The following is an 18,388-nucleotide window of genomic DNA, read 5'->3' as shown; positions in this document are numbered from 1 at the left end:
TAATAATTAAATATTAGCAGATTCAATATTTTATGCTGACTCTTATAAGGAAGGCAAGGTGGAAATACTCGACTATCAACATTCAGTGATCCGTTCATTGTTGCACATGCTTATTCAAACGCTGGAGGATGCTGGCGAGAGTGTCGATTCTTTACGACAATACATGGAGATTATTGATAGCCAAGATTTACTCGCTCAATGTGGCCGAGTAAAAGGCAGCTCGTTTCTTCCTATTTTAGCGTTGTTGTTAAATAACGAAAAGAAGCCTTTCTTAGTATTAAATATTGTTAATAACTACCGTCCAGTGACTTTTAATGCGCTAGGACCTTTATGTTATTCCTGCAAAACAGTTCGAGAGAATATTGAATTACTTATCAAGCATTACTCAATGATTAGCACTGGCGCTGAAGTGTATTTAAAAGAGTCGGATGATGGTTGGTTTGTTGGTGCGAGATCTCGTCATCATAAACTTAGTGAGTCTAAAATGCAGCTCGCCTGGGTATGTAATATGTATGCACACTTGAAATTTAGTGTCAGTAATGAATTTATTTTTCATAAGGTTTGCTTAAGTATCCCTAAACCAGAACAAAAGTACGTTGAAGAAATAAACCGTGTGTTTGATACCGAAGTTGAGTTTGACTGTGATGATAGCGGCTTTTATTTAACTACAGGCCAATTAGATATCGAACAGGTAGGCTTCGATCCGCAAATTTATGCTTTGAATCAACAATTAGTAGATGAATACGAACAGCGCTTTGAATACTTTGAATTACCCACGCGCATTTATTCTAATATATTAGAACTAATGAAAAAAGGCGTGTTTTCTAAAGAAGCAATTGCCAGAGAGTTAGGCATGAGTACCCGCAGTTTAAGCCAAAAAATAAAACAGTTTGGTTTAAATTATCGCGATATTTCTGAAAATGCCCGGATGACGTTAGCAAAAGAGTATTTATCAAACTTAGATCTCAAGCTGGTTGAAGTGGCAGAAAAACTTTGCTTCTCTGAGAATAGCAATTTTACTCGCTCATTTAAGGCTCATAGTGGCCAAACGCCTCGAGAATTCAGAGCAAAATTAAAAGTTACTTAATGGGTAAAATTTAGCCAATGTCAGCAACCTTAATTTTTATAAAATTAAGGTTGCTTTTTTGGGGTATTTATTTGAATAATCTCAACTTTTTTCTATTCTTATAGATAAATGATTGTAAAATCACCATTTAATAGGTGATGTATAACCATGAAAAGAAATTGTCTAAGGGAAATTCATGAAAAACATCTCAAAATTGTTTCAAGTAGGTGCTGTAGCAATAGCCTTACTTGCTTCTCCATATTCGTTAGCAAAAGAAGAATCTACTAAAGAAAAGCCTTATGACGCAGATGAAGGCTTTGGTGCGCCGGGCGAGTCGGGGCATCAGCTAGAAGAAGATAATAAAGACAAATATCCACTTATTCGCATGCCTATTTTAGATCAGGCAACAGAAGACCTGCGCGCATGGAAGTCTCAACTGTATAAAGATACTGGCTTTCAATTTGGTATCGCTTATACCAGCATGATGCAAGAAACCATTGAACCAGATACTAATACAAATACCGCTGGCTCAGGCATATTAAGATTTACTGGTAAATGGGAACTTGTAGATCGAGGCGGAAAAAATCCGGGGGCTTTTGTATTTAGTCTTGATCATAGGCATGACTATGGTGATACAGCACCAGCTTCACTCGGTGGTGAGTTTGGTTATTTAAGCCAAACCGCTATGTTATTTAATGACAGTAAAGACATCATTGGTGATGTCAAATGGACACAAACATTATTCGATGGTAATGGAGGTATGGTCATTGGCCGTTATGATCCAAATGATTATCATAATGTTTTAGGTTATGCGTCGCCTTGGACAGGATTTTCGAATCTGGATAACCTAATCAATATGACTATAGCCGCGCCAGACTGGAGCTGGGGGGTAGGTATTGGAGGTTGGCTAAATGACTCTTATTATGCCTTAGGTGGTGTTAATGATGCCAATGGCGTTTCGACTGATGACTTAGAGTTTTTTGAAGAAGGTGCTGATGAATTATATAAATACGCTGAATTTGGCTGGTCGCCAACGCGAGACGAGAGGTATTTTAAAAACTTTCATGTAACGTTGTGGCAAGTCGATGAGCGTAAAGTAAAAGGCGAAGACTCTGACTCTTACGGTGTGGTGTTTGGCTTTAACTGGACTTGGAACATGGAGTGGATGATATTTAGCCAGCTAGGCTTCTCTGATGCAGATTCAGCAAATGATGTACAGTTGTATGAACAAGAGGTAAATGTTGGCTTTATTAAGTACTTTGAAGACCGCTCTGACTTATTTGGTTTGGCGATAAATCACGGTAAAATAATAGAGCCGTTATACGATGTAGGCTTTGCCACTAATGAATATACCACAACGATTGAAACATTTTACCGTTTTCAGTTGGCTGAAACAGTACAAATAACACCAAACTTTCAGTACATTATTGATCCACACACCAACGCCGAAGATGACAGTGCGTTTGTCGCAAGTGTAAGGTTTCGTATAACGCTTTAATCTAACTGGGTGTGATACTGAATTAAATGCCGGGTTTTATTACCGGCATTTGGTTTTTAAACTTAGGTTAATCGATTATTTTTTTACCCGTTCCGTAGATGATAAATATCAAAGCACCGCTAATACTAAGTCCTGCAGCAAGGATAAAAGCAGAATGGTAGCTACTTGTAATGTCGACTAACCAGCCAGTAATTGCTACCGCTAATATGCCCGGTAAGGTCGCTGCGGTATTAACCACACCAAACAATGATTCTGAGTGTTTAGGTGCTATATCCATAGGGTTAACGGTATATCCAGAATAACAAAATGATAATGCACCTAACGCACCACAAGTGTATAATACTGCCATTATTGGTTCACTGACGAATAAAACTAAAAACAAAAATAGTGCCGAACCGAGTAACCCCAAACTTTGAACAAGTTTGCGAGTAAACCCTGCAGATTTTCCTGACTTAATAAGTTTGTCAGAGACAACCCCGGCCACATTCATCATAATTATCATGGTCAACCAAGGTGCAGCTGACGAAAGACCTGCTTGGGTAATACTAAAACCGTGCACATCAGCAAAATAACTTGGCAACCAGGCAAGAAATAAATATAACGTCCATTGTGTGGTAAATGCGGTATAAAATAATGCCCAAACAGGGGCTTTGTTGAAGAACTGTTTCCACGGCACAGGCTCGTGTTGTTTAATTTCTTCTTTCTCCGCGTAAATTAATTTCACTTCTTCTTTGCTTATTTTAGGATTGTCTTTGGGTTTTGAATAGGCGAATAATAGCCAAAATACAACCCAGATAAACCCTAATGAACCAAATATATAAAACACCATTGCCCAGTCATAATGATTAATTATCCAACCTGAGGCTATTAACCCAATGATAGTTCCTAATGGAGCACCACTGGAAAAGATACTAATTGTTCGTGCCTGCTCTGCTTTTGGTACCCAATGCTTAAATAAAGAGTAAGCCGATGGTACGCTTGCTCCTTCACCTAATCCAAGCAGTATACGTCCAAGAATTAGCATAGGTAATGATGCCATTGCCAGAATCGGCGTTAACATAGTGAATATCGACCAAAAGATCACTGCGCTACCAAGAACTATTTTGCCACCAAATTTACTGGCGAGTACTCCCCCAACAATTTGCATTAGCATATAGCCAATAAAAAATGAGGCTAATACCATGCCTTTAACCGTATCACTCCAGCCAAATTCCGTTTGCATTGGCAGTATAGCGACCGAAATATTGACCCTGTCGATAAAGCAAATAAATAACGCAATCGTACACAATATTGTAATGTTGTAGCGCTGTTGCCATTGGGGGAAAAAAGAAAAGTTAAACATAAAGCTATGATCTTGTTTTGGTAAATGAAATGATGTTTACGTATTAATTTTGAAACTTTTTAATCTAACAATAATACTTTCATTGTTGCTGAAATTAATAATTTGTCAGAACTATCAGTCATTTGACCTTCTAAATATGCTAAATGACCTTTTAATTTAGTTTTATGTTCGATAAGGGTTGTTGTCCAAGTGATTGTTAACTGTTCATTAGGTAATACGGCCTTATGAAAACGGTAGCTGCAATCTAACCCCATAAATGGACCTGAATGTTGAAATTTTTGCGTAAGGGCACCACCACACAACCCTGATGTATGAGCGCCACTTGCGATTATTCCCGAATAACCTGCTTTAATTGCTTCATCATGGTTGAAGTGAATTGGATTAGTATCGCCTAAGGCGCTTGCACCTACGGCAATATCTTCTATCGTTAGACGTAACTGTTTGATAATAGTATCGCCAATATAAGTTTTGGTAGTCATAATTTGCTGAACTCTTTGATCCTTTGCTGTAAAAATGCATTAGTGAGCTTAACTCAATAGTATCTTGTTTTGTAAATTATGCAAGTAATTAAAGTAACAGGTTTGTTAAGTGTATGTTTTGTTTTGTTAGTGGGTTTGCTTTGATATTCTGGTTAAACTCAATTAGTTAGGTTTTTGTTGATTAAGTTTTGTTAGTGAGTTAGGCTCAGTTGGTGTTTTGGGAGCTGATTCAAAAATAATTACAAAAGTAAAATCAGCTTATACAATGAACAATAAAGAAGTTAAAACGAGGTTGTAGTGTCAAATTCCTTTTTTGTAAGAGTCATGCTTATTCCCGCTGCGGTTTGGTTATCAGTATTTTTTGGTGGCTCTATGGGCTCAGGTATAGAGCTTATTCAATACGTAACAATTAATGGCCCTATAGGTGGTTTAATTGCAATTGCTACCATTGCCAGTGTTGTTGGAGTGGTCATGTATTTGTGTTTTGAGCTAGCCAGGCAGAATAATGCCTATGACTATCGTGAGTTCAGTAAGATAATTTTAGGTAAAGGCTGGTGGCTTTATGAAATTGTGATATTAACTTCTATGGTCATTGTTATTGCGATTTCTTCAACGGCCGCGGGAACGGTCATTGGCAAACATTTTGATTTGAATATTAATGTCGGGCAAGTGCTTTTACTTGCCGTGGTTATTTTCTTTACCTATAAAGGGCGTGAGTTCATTGAAAAGAGTATGGCATTAGCCTCGGTGAGTTTATTGGTTGTGTTAGTTATTATTGTTGGTCATATATTCTTTAATTTAGGTGAGGTAACCGCTGCTAATTTTGTCAAAGATTCAGCTTCAGTTGCGCCGGTTGGTGTTGCTTTTCAATATGCATTAGTCAATATTTCATTTTTTCCATTGCTATTATTTGGTGCACGACAAATTAAAACCGGTAAAGAATCTTTAATTGCTGCAATGAGCGCTGCTGTAGTGGGGGTATTACCATTACTAGCATTACATTACGCATTTGTTTCACATTATCCTGAGATTATTACTAGCGGCGCTGATGTGCCAGTATACTGGCTGTTGGAAACATTGGATTCAGCTTGGTTAATTGATGTCTATGTGGTTATTTTATTTGTGCTAATTACTCAAACAGGCGTAGGTATGATGCAAGGTTTTGTCGAGCGTTTAGATAGTTATATGCAAAAATCTAAAGGTAAACCTATGACGCCAATGCAACATTCTGCCAGTGCTGGCTTTATGGTTGTTTTAAGTTTAATTTTATCTAGTATGGGTATTGTTGCTCTAATACTTGCGGGTTATTCCTTTTTGTTTATGAGCTTTATTGTTGTCTTCTTTATTCCTTTAATCACCGTTGGTGTGTATAAGTTAGTAAAAAGTAAATCAGCTATTATCGTAAACGAATCTTAATTTAAGAAAATAATATGTCAGAAAAAATTCAATTAAACGGTATTAACTCATTTACGCCTTATCAAGGCAAAGAATTATTTACCTCAAAACCATTGCATGTAACTGCTACTATGATCCAGGATTTTTGTCGTAGCGTGAACCAAATGGACTGGTTTCATTTTGATGAAGAACGCTGTAAAACTTCGCCGTTCGGTGCAGTTGTTGCGCCAGGAATGTATACCATGTCATTGTTGCATTCAGTTTATTTTGACCATGTTGAACTGCATAATATGAAAGCACTGTTTTTGGGGACGGACAGATTTCGTATTTTAAAACCGGTAAAAGCTGGTGATTCAATTGTGCTTAAATTTAACGTCGATAAAATCGAACAGCGTAAAGAAGGTATTGCCGTACATTATGATTTTACCTGGACCGTAGTAGGTGATGATCAACCGGTGACGCTCGGTAATTTTATTGTTCGTTATTGGCCACAATAAAGTATTAGAGTCTATTGAAATAAAATAGATTCTATAAAAGTTCTCTTATTTTAGCAGGTAGCTTTGTTATTCACTTTTAGTACGTGTTTTAAAGTGTTGCGGTGAAACACCGCTCCAACGCTTAAAAGTACGGCTAAAACTACTTGCTTCACTAAAGCCTAGTTGAACAGCTATGTTGGTTAAGTCCATTCCCTCAGCGATATATTTTTTTGCAAGTTCAAAACGAGTCTGATCAAGTATTAACTGAAAGCTCGTATCATTTTTATTCAATCTAGACTGTAATGTACGCGGGCTCATATTTAGAGATTTCGCGATAAAATCTTTACTAAAGCAGTTTTGCACTAATCCTTGAATAAGTTTTTGTTTTACCAATTCTTCAATGGGTAATGTTTGTTGTTCCTGCAAATAATTAATCATTACTTGATCATTAAGTTTTACTAAAGTTTCACTGGCTGTTGATAGCGGCTTAATTAGTTCTGTTTTATCAAAATAATAAACGATATCGCTATGATTAAAAGTTACCGGACAAGCAAAAAATTTCTCATAAGGTTGAGATGATAGTGATGTCATTGGTATCGTTCGATGCAATTCTACTTTTATTGGGTTAAGCGTTTCGACATTAAGGTGGCGCATAAAACGTAAGATAAAAGACCAAAATGTATCTTGTGTTTCATCACATATCGGTGCTAATAACTGGCATCTAAAAATAACCTGATGCTCAACTTCTTTCACTGAAAAATTTGCCGTGTTGGCAATAAAACGATTAAACGTTTGAAAGTGCCTGAGAAATTCTAGCAAATTTTTACTGGCTAATAATGACGCACCTAATGCATGAATATGACTAGGTAACATAAACTTAGACGCATATAAGCCAAAGTACGGATCCTTTGTCGCGCTAACTGCTAATCGGAACAAATGAGAGATTTTTTGATACGCGATTCTATCTTTTGGGTTGTTCGCGTTCAGTAATGGAATATCGGCGATAAAAAATAATTTTTTGCTATCGACCCCTTTATGTTCAAGTGCTTTGGCAATAACTTGAACATAACTGGCTATCGCTGTTTGTTGCTTTTCCATCAATTTTATCAAATATTTTTGCTCGAATTGTCATGGATGATACTTGTTTAATCATTTTAATACCAATTGAAATAATTATGATAAAGCCATAATCAATTAGTAGGAAACAGTTATGTATACAAAAATTTGTGAAGGCCTTGGTATAGAATTTCCCATTTTTGCTTTTAGTCATTGTCGTGATGTTGTGGTTGCGGTTAGTAAAGCCGGTGGTTTAGGTGTGTTAGGGGCTGGTTTTATGAATGCTGAGCAACTAAAAGAAGAGCTAGACTGGATTGAATCGCATATTGATGGCAAGCCGTACGCTGTAGATGTAGTTATTCCACAAAATTATGTTGGCCGGGATGAACCTGATTTAAGTGAGCAAGAGCTGGAAGATAAGCTATGGAAAATGGTGCCTCAAGCTCATTTAGATGCCGCTGAAAAATTAATGCGTGATCATGGTGTGCCAGAGTGGCCTGAAGATGGGCGTCCAAAAATACTTGGTTGGACCATGCAAACTGTAATGCCTTGTATTAAAGAAGCATTAACTCGGCCAAACTGTAAAGCGATAGTCAATGCACTTGGTACGCCGCCGGAACATGTCATCAACATGGTAAAAGAATCTGGCAGAATGATTGGAGCACTATGTGGCAAGAAGAAGCAGGCAGTACAACATAAAAATGCAGGGTTAGATTTTGTCGTAGCCCAAGGTGGTGAAGGAGGAGGGCATACTCCAGAAGTTGGCTCTGTGGTGTTATGGCCTGAAATTATTGATGCGGTTCACCCTATGCCAGTGTTAGCCGCAGGTGGTATTGGTAATGGTAGGCAAATGCTTGCTGCAATGAGTATGGGAGCTGCTGGTGTTTGGACGGGTTCATTGTGGCTAACTGTTGAAGAAGCGCATGCTCAACCCGCCCAGAAAAATACACTATTAAACGCCACGGTAAATGATACTGTACGAACCACATCCTGGACTGGTAAGGGGGCGCGTGTATTAAGGAATGAATGGACTGATTTTTGGGATAACAAAGAAAACCTTGATCCACTGCCAATGCCGTTGCATGGTTTAGTAACTGCAGATGCAATGCGCCGAACGGAAACTTATGCAGGCAGTGGAAATTGCCAAAACGTTGCGATAAATATTTGTGGCCAGGTTATTGGTCAGATAAACGAAATAGAGTCGTGCCGTGGTGTTGTAACTCGATTATTAACTCAATACCTCGATGCGCTAGAAAATGTAAATGCGTTAATGCCAGATTACTAGTAGCAATCTATAAATTATTGGTATTCAACTATTTATCACTTAAAGATAACCAGATCTTAAACGTAACCTCCTAGTATGTTAATTACATAAGACTAATACTAGGATTACACCATGAAAAATAAATCAACTCTAACCCCCACATGTTCGCATTGGGGAAATTATTTGGTTGAATCCGATGGTGAACATATCCTTTCTGTCAAAAATTATAGTGTTGATAAAGAGCCTACGCCAATAGGTCAATCACTAAATGATGCATTAGATAACGACGCACGAATACCACAACCTATGGTTCGCGAAGGATATTTAAAGCATGGTATTAGCAGTGACGGCACTGGTCGAGGTAAAGAAAAGTTTGTGCCTGTTAGTTGGGAGATTGCGTTAGATTTAGCGGCAAAAGCCATAGACCAAACAAAAACAAATTACTCTAATGACGCAATTTATGGCAGCTCTTATGGCTGGGCTAGTGCAGGGCGGTTTCATCATGCACAAAGTCAAATTCATCGTTTTTTAGCAAAGTGCGGAGGTTACGTAGATTCATTGAATACGTATTCTTCAGCAGCAGCTGAAGTGATCATGAATCACATCTCTGGTATTCCATTTCTATTATTGGTGCGCGAAGCACCAAGTCCAGAGGAAATCGTTAAGCATTCGAAAAACTTTGTACTTTTTGGTGGCGCAGCGATAAAAAACTCACAAGTTAATGCCGGTGGCATAGGCGCACATAGTGCGGTAGAACAGTTGAAACAACTGAAAAATGCAGATGTTAATGTGGTAAATGTTAGCCCCATCCGAGATGATGTTATTGAAGAAATTGATGCAAAGTGGATGGCATTACGCCCTAATACTGATGTCGCATTAATGCTTGGCTTAGCGCATACCTTAGCTATTAACAATTTACATGATACTGAGTTTCTCGCTAAGTATACGGTTGGTTTTGAACAGTTCTTACCGTATTTACTTGGTGACAGTGATGGCCTGCCTAAAGATGCTGCCTGGGCGGCAAACATTTGTGATATTAGTGAACAAGACATTATTGATTTAGCTATAGAACTTGGTAATGCGCCAAGCGTGTTAAGCATCAGTTGGTCATTACAGCGGCAAGAATTTGGTGAGCAAACCTATTGGATGTTTACTACTCTTGCGGCCATGCTTGGCCATATTGGTAAGGTGGGCGCGGGTGTTGGCTATGGCTATGGTTGTATTCATAATATGGGCTTTGGTGGTCGTAAAGTACCAACCTATAAAATGGGCGCATTTGGCATGGAAATAGGAGAACGCCCGGCGCTAGGTGATAAAAAATTCATACCCGTCGCTCGCCATACCGATATGCTGAATAACCCGGGAGGCAAGTACCAATATAATGGCATGGACTTAACTTACCCTGATATTAAATTGATATATTGGGCTGGCGGTAATCCTTTTCACCACCACCAAGATCTTGATGAACTAGCTAAAGCTTGGTCAAAACCCGATACCATTATTGTTAATGAAGCATTTTGGACGGCAACTGCCAGACATGCAGATATCGTATTTCCATGTACCACAATGTTAGAGCGCAATGATCTCGGCGGCAGCAGTTACGATGCGTTTATTTCGCCTATGCGTCAAGCCGTAAAGCCTTATCAGCAGTCGCGTTCAGATTTTGATATTTTTTCAGGCTTAGCACAGCGCTTGGACTTTGAAGATGAGTTTACCGGTGGTAAAACTGAAATGCAGTGGGTTGAGCAACTGTATAATACTACCCGTACAAACGCCGCGAAAATCGATGTAAAACTTCCTGAATTTAATGATTTTTGGCAAGGTGAACAGTTTTATGTGGGCGATCAACTCGATGATATTGAATTCACCCTTGAGAGGTTTCGACGAGATCCTAATAAATATAAACTCAGGACCCCATCAGGCAAAATTGAATTGTTTTCAGAAAAAATTGCCAGTTTTAATTATGATGATTGCCATGGTCATGCCAAATGGTATCAACATGTTGAATGGTTAGGAAGCGAACGCGCGGAAAAATACCCGTTACATCTTGTATCTAATCAACCGAAAACTCGTTTGCACAGTCAATTTGATCACGCAAGAACAAGCCGTGAACACAAAATAAAAAATCGTGAACGCGCAAGAATGAACGCTAATGAGGCGAGTAAACGGAGCATTAAAAATGGTGATATTATTCGATTGTTTAATGACCGAGGTGCATGTTTAGTGGGTATTGAAATATCAAATGATATACGTGATGGCGTTATCGAGCTACCAACAGGCGCGTGGTACGACCCACAAACGGTTGATGGTAAAAGGCTTGAAGCTCATGGTAACCCAAATGTGTTGACCAAAGATAAAGGCACGTCGACGTTAGCGCAGGGATGTAGTGCGCACAGTTGTTTAGTTGAGGTTGAAAAATATCAAGGTGAATTACCCGAGGTGATAATGTTTAAACAGCCTGATATAAGCGATAAAACTAATAAATAATATGCAAGGTTATTAGCTTGTTTTATTTGAATTAAAGCAAGCTAATAGTATTGGAAACTCATCATTACGGCACTCGTCAGCTTCTAACAACAAGGCGTTGTTAAAAAACGGCCAATCTCTTTACACAAATCAACTTGCTTAACGGTTTTAAACAAATCGACAGTGTCGTTTTCTTCACGTTTGACAATACCGAGTTGTTCCAAAAATTGAATGTGAGCGAGTAATTCGCTGACGAACATCACATAAATGTTGCCTTTAACTTCGCGCTTATAGATAGGTTTTATTGCCTGACTTACGGTTTTTTCATCACCTAAACAATCGATGAGTTTATTTAATAACTTACAGTGATTTTCTATAATTTCGTCGATGCGTTTATGCAACCCAATAAATGGTTTTGAATGTGATGGTAAAACTAAGGTATCGCTGGGCAATTGCTTTAAACCATTTAACGCATTAAGCCAGCGTCCTAGTGGGTTTTGCTGGCGATGATCTTTAAATTTAGGATTTTTCGGATACAAGGTCACCATAGATGGTATTTCTGGTATTACTTGATCACCAGAGAATAATAAATTCAGCTGTTTAGAATATAAACTTGCATGAGCAGGTGAGTGGCCGCTGCCAACAATAATCTCAAATTGGTGCTTGCCAACATCAATGACATCACCATGGCGAATAAACTGACATTTGCGCGGTAAACCTTCTACTGCCTTGTCAAAACCATCATCACGTTCTTGTTCTGCTTTTTCGGTAAACTCAGGCGACATACCCGCGCGCAGTAAAAAATCGAGGTAATATTTGGGCGGCGTACTGCCACTAATACTAAATAGATAGGCCATCATGTCATATTCACGCTGAGTGATTAGCACCGGGCAGTCATACTTTTGTTGTAACCAACTTGCCAGCCCAACGTGATCGGGATGATTATGAGTGATTATTATTTTATTAACCGGCTTATCTTCAAGTGCACTTTGGAACAAAGTTTGCCAAAACTGTTTTGAATAGTTTGTACCCATGCCGGTATCAACTAGGCACCAGCCATTGCCATCTTTAATCAAGTACAAGTTAATGTGATCAAGCTTGAACGGCAGAGGTACTCTAAACCAATAAATATCGTCACAAATTAATTGTTTTTGATATTGCTCAGGTATTGGAAATGGATAATTTAAAATTGAATCATGGTCATTTATTTGACAAGAATTTCCGTGCTCATCATCTTTTTTATAATCTTCAATGGTCATCAATCAACTCCGTCGCTAAATACTCTTCTCATATTAGCACTATACTGTTGTAAGCAAAGAGGATTTGAACTGATATTAAGCTATTTGCTTGTTTTGACTTATTTATCAATATTGGCCGATTGAGCAAATTCAATGCTAACTTTTGCAAGTTATACCAAGTCTAATAAGTTTTTTCCCACTCAGCGAGAATTTAAAGGCTTATAGGCAAGGCATTGATTGCAGACGACACCAAGGATGGTGGAGGTAGAGCGACTCAGGAGACAAAGCCGAGAATGGTTGTTCCCTTGTTAAAATTAATAACGCGGCATATAAACCTTTAAAACTCGCCCTTCGGGAGAATATCAGTGTCCCACTAACTGCACAAAATTTCGTTAATATAGAACAACTATATCAACAAAATTTAATTTGTTAGAGAACCACTGATATAGCTCTGAGCTGGAAACAAACTTAATAGAATTGGTATATTTATCTTTTTTGGCAGGTTTTCAATTGCAATTCCTAAACAGATAAGTGCTGTTATAAACAAATGTGTAAAGTAAGACTCAGTATAAATATAATAAACTAGGTGTAAATAAATGAGCAATTCTCAGCAAAAGGTTCCTAACGCGTTAAAGCATTGTTTAAATATAAACGATGTACGAAGTGCTGCTCATAAAGCATTACCATTAGCCATTAGGGAATACATTGATGGCGGTGGCGATGATGAAAAAACATTAGCTGAAAATACTCGTACCTTTGATGACGTAACCTTGATGCCTAACTATGGCACAGGCTTAGAATCTGCAGATTTAACCACCACTATTTTAGGGCAAATATCTGCATCACCTGTTTTGTTATCGCCTTGGGGCGCGCATAAGGTAATGCATACCGATGGTGAAAAAGGCACTGCTCAGGCTGCTGCTAACACTGGTTGCATTTATTCGATGTCGAATTTTGCTACCACCTCTATGGAAGATGCGGCAGTGACAACTGATGCGCCGAAGTTCTTTCAACTCCAACCTGCTCGTGATAAAGCGATCATGAAAAATATGCTTGAGCGGGCTAAAGCCAGCGGCTATAAAGCGATTATTGTGACAATCGACAATCCGGTCCATGGTAATCGAGAACGTGATGCCAGAACCGGGTTTGGTATTCCGCCAACATTTCCATTAAGAAGCATATTGTCATTACTAGCGCATCCTAAGTGGGTGTTAGGCTATATGAAAAGCAAACCTGAATTTGCCAATTTTCAGAACTTTTTTGACCAGGGGAAAGATCAAAACTGGATGTTTCATAATTTGGTTTGCCCGGTAACATGGGAAACTCTGGCATGGATCCGTGATAACTGGGAAGGACCAATGGCAATAAAAGGCATTATGTCAGCAGACAATGCTAAAAAAGCCGTTGAAATAGGCGCTGATGGCGTGTTTGTGTCAAACCAGGGGGCACGAAATTATGATGCAATTCCATCAACGTTTTCGGCGTTACCTGAAGTTGTTGATGCAATATCTGGTAAAGCCGAAATTATCCTCGACGGTGGTATTCGTCGTGGTACCGATGTTGTTAAAGCGTTAGCCATGGGGGCGACAGCTTGTTCTACAGCAAGACCATTTGTTTATGGTTTATCAGCAGCTGGCAGCTCAGGGATAGAGTTTGTGATAAATATGCTCAAAACTGAAATTGAGCGAGCAATGATAGTTTCTGGTGCAAAAGATATATATTCAATAAATTCCGATATTTTACGGTTTAAGTAAACCAGAGTACCGAAAAATCGGTAACACTATATTAGAAAAATACTCCGTCATCCTCGAGGAGCTCAAGCGACATCGGGGACCTCATCAAGCGTATTGTGAATATAAAAATTTCGACTTTCCGAACTTGTTTCAGGATCTATTAAAATTGCAGCAAACTGTATCAATATAAACACTTCTGCTTAATAAGAACAGTTTTAGCCGCAGTTAAAACCTTCTGGCAATGCCTTTGCCGATTCTGACAATTTTTTTACTAAGCTGCGTGCTACTTTTAAATCATCCTATAAATACAAAACTATAACTACAATAAATATAGTACTAACAGCACGTTCGCTGTTACTGCAAAAGAGAGAACATTATGTCAGACAACAAAACTCCAGAACAACGCATGCAAGAGCTTGGCTATACCATTACCGGTGAGCTGCAACTTCCTCCTGGCTTTGAAGTGTTACTTTCAATGATAAAAGTGATTGATAAGCGAGTCATTGTTTCTGGCCATGGTGCTCTTAATCCTGATGGCACTATTGCTACTCATTTAATGGGGCAGGTTGGTGATACTATTTCTTTAGAGCAAGCACAAGAAGCGGCAAAGTTAACGGCTCTTGCTATGGTTGGCACACTTAAACGTGAATTAGGCGAGCTATCTAGCATTAAGTCATGGGTAAAAGTATTAGGCATGGTAAATACTGCTCCTGGCTTTACTGGTCAAACACCGGTTATTGATGGTTTCTCTCGAACAATTATTGAAATTTTTGGTAAAGAGTGTGGCATGGCATGTCGTAGCGCAGTAGGTATGGCTGCATTGCCGATGAACCTTAGCGTTGAAGTTGAAGCTGAATTAGAACTTCATTAATTGCTAGGTAGCTTACATATGTCAATCTCAGAAATAAAATTACAAGATAAATACGAACGCAATAACGACAACGCCTACATGACAGGCTCACAAGCGCTTGTTCGGGCGTTATTAGAGCAGCGTTGGTTAGATGAAAAGAACGGTTTAAACACTGCTGGATATATTTCAGGTTACCGTGGTTCACCAATGACAGCAATGGATGTACAGTTATGGCGCGAAGAAAAACGCCTAACAGACAATCATATTAAGTTTATTCCAGGAATCAACGAAAACTTAGCGATGACTTCTGTTTGGGGAACGCAACAAATTGATTACTTTGGTGATGCAAATTATGACGGTGTATTCTCTATGTGGTATGGAAAAGGTCCCGGCCTTGACCAGACTCTAGATGGACTTCGTCAAGGTAACTGGCATGGTAGTTCAACACATGGCGGCGCGTTAATTCTTGCCGGTGACGATCCAAACATGGCTTCAACCATTAATAATTATCATTCAGAGGTATTGTTTGAAGATTTATTAATGCCGGTTTTATTCCCTGCTGATATTCAAGAAGTATTAGATCTGGCATTAATGGGTGTGGCACTTTCACGATTTAGTGGTGCTTGGGTTGGTTATAAACTTTTACCTGAAACCATTGAAACCTCAGCTCGAGTGAACATTGCTGAAAATCGTTTTGAAATTAAATACCCTGATTTTGATTTTCCTGAAGGCGGGGTTAATTCGCGTAAAGTCGATTCACCATATGCTCAAGAACAACGCATTAAAGAACATAAATTACCTGCTGCATTAGCATTTGCACGAGCTAATAACTTAAACAAGGTGACATTCTGCTCTGACAAACCGAAAGTTGGTATTGTCGCTATGGGCAAAATTTGGCGCGATACCATGCAATCGCTTAAAGATTTAGGTTTAGATGAATCTGCGCTAAATAGCTTAGGCATAAAAGTATTAAAAGTATCGATGCCATATCCGGTAGACCTACAAACTTATCGTGAATTTTCCCAAGGTCTTGAACAAGTAATCGTTATCGAAGATAAGCGTGAAATATTAGAAAAAGGTATTATACAGGCTTGTTATGATTTACCTGAGAATGAGCGTCCAACAATTCTTGGCCGTCACGATCAAAGTGGTAATATTTTGCTACGCAACTCAGGCAACATTAATACAGACGATATCACCAAAGTATTGGCGAAACGTTTATTAGATATCAATCCAAATGATTTAATTGCCACCAACTTAGTTGAGTTACAAAACTCCGGCTGTAAATTAGGGCAGTTACCTTCATTAGATATGGCGCGTTTGCCTTACTTCTGTTCAGGTTGTCCACATAATACGTCGACAGTTACGCCTGATGGAAGTCGTAGCTTTGGTGGAGTAGGTTGTCATTATATGGCGAACTGGATGGATCGAGACGTAGATTTATATACCCACATGGGCGGTGAAGGTGGTACTTGGATTGGTCTGTCAAACTTTGTAAAAACCAAACACATGTTCCAAAACTTAGGCGATGGTACTTATTATCATTCAGGCTCTGTTGCTGTTCGTGCGGCTATTGCTGCCAAGGTAAACATCACTTATAAAATATTATATAACGATGCTGTTGCTATGACTGGTGGCCAGCCGGTTGATGGTCCTATTTCAGTTAATAGTATTGCTGACCAAATGCGTGCAGAGGGTATAGAGCGCATTGCGGTAGTGACAGATGAACCTGAAAAGTATAAAACCTATCGTGCATTCCCTAAAGGCACAACGATTAACCATCGAGATGAGCTTGATTTAGTGCAATGTGAATTACGAGAAATTCCAGGTGTAACCATCTTAATTTATGACCAAACCTGTGCTTCGGAGAAACGTCGTCGTCGTAAACGCGGCAAGTTCCCAGATCCAGCGAAACGTATGTTTATCAATGACCGAGTTTGTGAAGGTTGTGGTGATTGTGGTCAAAAATCTAACTGTTTATCAGTCGAGCCAAAATCTACAGAGTTTGGTCGCAAACGTATGGTAAACCAGTCTACTTGTAATAAAGATTATCGTTGTAACGATGGCTTCTGTCCAAGCTTTGTGACTGTATTAGGCGGCAAAGTTCGCAAGGGCAAAGGCGCCGCCTCAGGTATTGCTGATTTACCTCATGTACCAGATGTGACCCCATATGAGTTGCAAGGTGATACAACCTATAATGTATTAATTACTGGCGTAGGTGGCACTGGAGTAATCACAGTTGGCCAAATACTTGGTATGGCTGCTCATGTTGATGGCAAAGGAGTTTCAGTTGTTGAGCAACTTGGCTTTGCTCAAAAAGGTGGGCCGGTTAAATCGCATGTTAAAATTGGTAATAATGCAGATGCCATAAAAGGTGTTCGTATTACTTCAGGGCAGTGTGACTTATTGCTTGGTTGTGACATGTTGGCAGGTAGTGATAATGAATCCCTGTCTATGGTTAAAGAGGGTAAAACCTTTGCTGTAGTAAATAATCATCAAGCAATTACCGGTGAATTTACCCGTAATGGCGATTTGCAATATCCAATTGACGCGGTTAAAGAGCGCTTAGAAGGCAGTTTAGGTGACAATTTAGAGTTCATTGAAGCCAATAAAGTGGCAACACAATTAATGGGCGACTCTATTGCTGCTAACTTCTTTGTTGTCGGCTATGCGTGGCAAAATGGCAAAATCCCTTTAACTGAACACAGTATATTAAAAGCGATTGAATTAAATGGCGTTGCTATTGAATTTAATCAACAAGCATTTATGTGGGGCAGAATTTTCGCTAACGACCAATCAGCGGTATTAAGGTTAATTGCAGGTGGCGAAAATAATGATGTAGAAATTAAATCTCTTGCTGAGCGAATTGAACTTCGCGTTAAAGATTTAACCGAATATCAAAGTGCCGATTATGCTGCTCGCTATAAAGCATTACTAGAAAAAGTAAGTGCTAGCGAACGAACACTCGATATCACCGATAACTCGTTAACACAGGCTGTTGCTTTATACGCTTATAAATTAATGGCTTATAAAGATGAATATGAAGTGGCAAGACAGTACGCGAGTTCTGACTTTTTAGATAAGTTAAATGCACAATTTGAGGGTGACTTTAAGTTAGAATTTAACCTTGCTCCGCCGATGATAGCACCTAAAGATAAAGTAACCGGTAAACCGAAGAAAATTCGCCTTGGTGGCTGGATGTTAAAAGCATTTGGTATTCTAGCTAAATTTAAGGGGTTACGAGGTACTGCATTTGATATCTTTGGTAAAACAGCAGAGCGTAAAATGGAACGTCAGCTAATTGAAGATTACTTTGACATGATTGAAAATGTTTTAGCAAATCTTGAAGCCAATAACTATTCAATAGCTGTTGAAATTGCAGAGCTTCCAGACTTAGTACGTGGTTTTGGTCATGTTAAAGAGGCCAACTTTGAAAAATATGAAAGCGAAAAAGAAAAGCTTGTTAATATTTTCAAGCATGGTGACTTGGCTGCTGAGGCAGAAATTAAAGTTGTGAATTTATAA

The 18,388-nt window shown here is 38.8% G+C and carries 13 protein-coding genes; 9 read left to right on the top strand and 4 right to left on the bottom strand.

Annotated features, from left to right (window positions below):
• Positions 1-58 precede the first annotated feature (58 nt).
• Positions 59-1,087: an AraC family transcriptional regulator gene (locus RI844_RS06480; protein ID WP_348397628.1), complete on the top strand. Its 1,029-nt coding sequence runs from the start codon at positions 59-61 to the stop codon at positions 1,085-1,087.
• Positions 1,088-1,262: 175 nt separating this feature from the next.
• Positions 1,263-2,564, top strand: a complete 1,302-nt coding sequence (locus RI844_RS06475; protein WP_348397627.1) for a carbohydrate porin — start codon at positions 1,263-1,265, stop codon at positions 2,562-2,564.
• 67 nt (positions 2,565-2,631) lie between these two features.
• On the opposite strand, the gene RI844_RS06470 is transcribed toward RI844_RS06475, so the two are convergent.
• Both RI844_RS06470 and RI844_RS06465 read right to left on the bottom strand, forming a co-directional pair.
• Positions 2,632-3,906: an MFS transporter gene (locus RI844_RS06470; RefSeq protein ID WP_348397626.1), complete on the bottom strand. Its 1,275-nt coding sequence runs from the start codon at positions 3,904-3,906 to the stop codon at positions 2,632-2,634.
• Between the two features lie 59 nt (positions 3,907-3,965).
• Positions 3,966-4,385: a MaoC family dehydratase gene (locus RI844_RS06465; protein WP_348397625.1), complete on the bottom strand. Its 420-nt coding sequence runs from the start codon at positions 4,383-4,385 to the stop codon at positions 3,966-3,968.
• Between the two features lie 297 nt (positions 4,386-4,682).
• Between RI844_RS06465 and RI844_RS06460 the strand changes: the two genes are divergently transcribed.
• Together RI844_RS06460 and RI844_RS06455 are read left to right on the top strand one after the other, a co-directional pair.
• Positions 4,683-5,801: a hypothetical protein gene (locus RI844_RS06460; protein WP_348397624.1), complete on the top strand. Its 1,119-nt coding sequence runs from the start codon at positions 4,683-4,685 to the stop codon at positions 5,799-5,801.
• 14 nt (positions 5,802-5,815) lie between these two features.
• Positions 5,816-6,277 carry a MaoC family dehydratase gene (locus RI844_RS06455; protein WP_348397623.1) on the top strand — a complete coding sequence of 154 codons (462 nt, stop codon included), beginning with the start codon at positions 5,816-5,818 and terminating at the stop codon, positions 6,275-6,277.
• 66 nt (positions 6,278-6,343) lie between these two features.
• Here the strand turns inward: RI844_RS06455 and RI844_RS06450 are convergent, their stop codons facing one another.
• Positions 6,344-7,354, bottom strand: a complete 1,011-nt coding sequence (locus tag RI844_RS06450; RefSeq protein WP_348397622.1) for a helix-turn-helix domain-containing protein — start codon at positions 7,352-7,354, stop codon at positions 6,344-6,346.
• Positions 7,355-7,466: 112 nt separating this feature from the next.
• Between RI844_RS06450 and RI844_RS06445 the strand changes: the two genes are divergently transcribed.
• Complete coding sequence (locus RI844_RS06445) at positions 7,467-8,597, top strand: nitronate monooxygenase (RefSeq protein ID WP_348397621.1); 1,131 nt, start codon at positions 7,467-7,469, stop codon at positions 8,595-8,597.
• A gap of 111 nt (positions 8,598-8,708) precedes the next feature.
• A complete protein-coding gene (locus tag RI844_RS06440; RefSeq protein ID WP_348397620.1) occupies positions 8,709-11,063 on the top strand; it encodes a molybdopterin-dependent oxidoreductase in 2,355 nt (784 codons plus the stop codon).
• Positions 11,064-11,146: 83 nt separating this feature from the next.
• Here the strand turns inward: RI844_RS06440 and RI844_RS06435 are convergent, their stop codons facing one another.
• Complete coding sequence (locus tag RI844_RS06435) at positions 11,147-12,301, bottom strand: MBL fold metallo-hydrolase (protein WP_348397619.1); 1,155 nt, start codon at positions 12,299-12,301, stop codon at positions 11,147-11,149.
• A 575-nt stretch (positions 12,302-12,876) separates the two neighbouring features.
• Between RI844_RS06435 and RI844_RS06430 the strand changes: the two genes are divergently transcribed.
• From RI844_RS06430 to RI844_RS06420, 3 genes are all read left to right on the top strand, one after another.
• Complete coding sequence (locus RI844_RS06430; RefSeq protein ID WP_348397618.1) at positions 12,877-14,034, top strand: alpha-hydroxy acid oxidase; 1,158 nt, start codon at positions 12,877-12,879, stop codon at positions 14,032-14,034.
• Positions 14,035-14,389: 355 nt separating this feature from the next.
• Positions 14,390-14,884: a RidA family protein gene (locus RI844_RS06425; protein WP_348397617.1), complete on the top strand. Its 495-nt coding sequence runs from the start codon at positions 14,390-14,392 to the stop codon at positions 14,882-14,884.
• A gap of 18 nt (positions 14,885-14,902) precedes the next feature.
• Complete coding sequence (locus RI844_RS06420) at positions 14,903-18,388, top strand: indolepyruvate ferredoxin oxidoreductase family protein (RefSeq protein WP_348397616.1); 3,486 nt, start codon at positions 14,903-14,905, stop codon at positions 18,386-18,388.

The organism is Thalassotalea fonticola, from assembly GCF_032911225.1.
GTDB lineage: Bacteria > Pseudomonadota > Gammaproteobacteria > Enterobacterales > Alteromonadaceae > Thalassotalea_A > Thalassotalea_A fonticola.
Note: the sequence above shows the minus strand (reverse complement) of the source record. Positions and strands in the feature narration are given on the sequence as shown.

Coding starts and splice junctions, on each gene's coding strand:
- RI844_RS06475 (WP_348397627.1), top strand. CDS start 1,263: ATGAAAAACATCTCAAAATTGTTTCAAGTAGGTGCTGTAGCAATAGCC.
- RI844_RS06470 (WP_348397626.1), bottom strand. CDS start 3,906: ATGTTTAACTTTTCTTTTTTCCCCCAATGGCAACAGCGCTACAACATT.
- RI844_RS06465 (WP_348397625.1), bottom strand. CDS start 4,385: ATGACTACCAAAACTTATATTGGCGATACTATTATCAAACAGTTACGT.
- RI844_RS06455 (WP_348397623.1), top strand. CDS start 5,816: ATGTCAGAAAAAATTCAATTAAACGGTATTAACTCATTTACGCCTTAT.
- RI844_RS06450 (WP_348397622.1), bottom strand. CDS start 7,354: ATGGAAAAGCAACAAACAGCGATAGCCAGTTATGTTCAAGTTATTGCC.
- RI844_RS06445 (WP_348397621.1), top strand. CDS start 7,467: ATGTATACAAAAATTTGTGAAGGCCTTGGTATAGAATTTCCCATTTTT.
- RI844_RS06440 (WP_348397620.1), top strand. CDS start 8,709: ATGAAAAATAAATCAACTCTAACCCCCACATGTTCGCATTGGGGAAAT.
- RI844_RS06435 (WP_348397619.1), bottom strand. CDS start 12,301: ATGACCATTGAAGATTATAAAAAAGATGATGAGCACGGAAATTCTTGT.
- RI844_RS06430 (WP_348397618.1), top strand. CDS start 12,877: ATGAGCAATTCTCAGCAAAAGGTTCCTAACGCGTTAAAGCATTGTTTA.
- RI844_RS06425 (WP_348397617.1), top strand. CDS start 14,390: ATGTCAGACAACAAAACTCCAGAACAACGCATGCAAGAGCTTGGCTAT.
- RI844_RS06420 (WP_348397616.1), top strand. CDS start 14,903: ATGTCAATCTCAGAAATAAAATTACAAGATAAATACGAACGCAATAAC.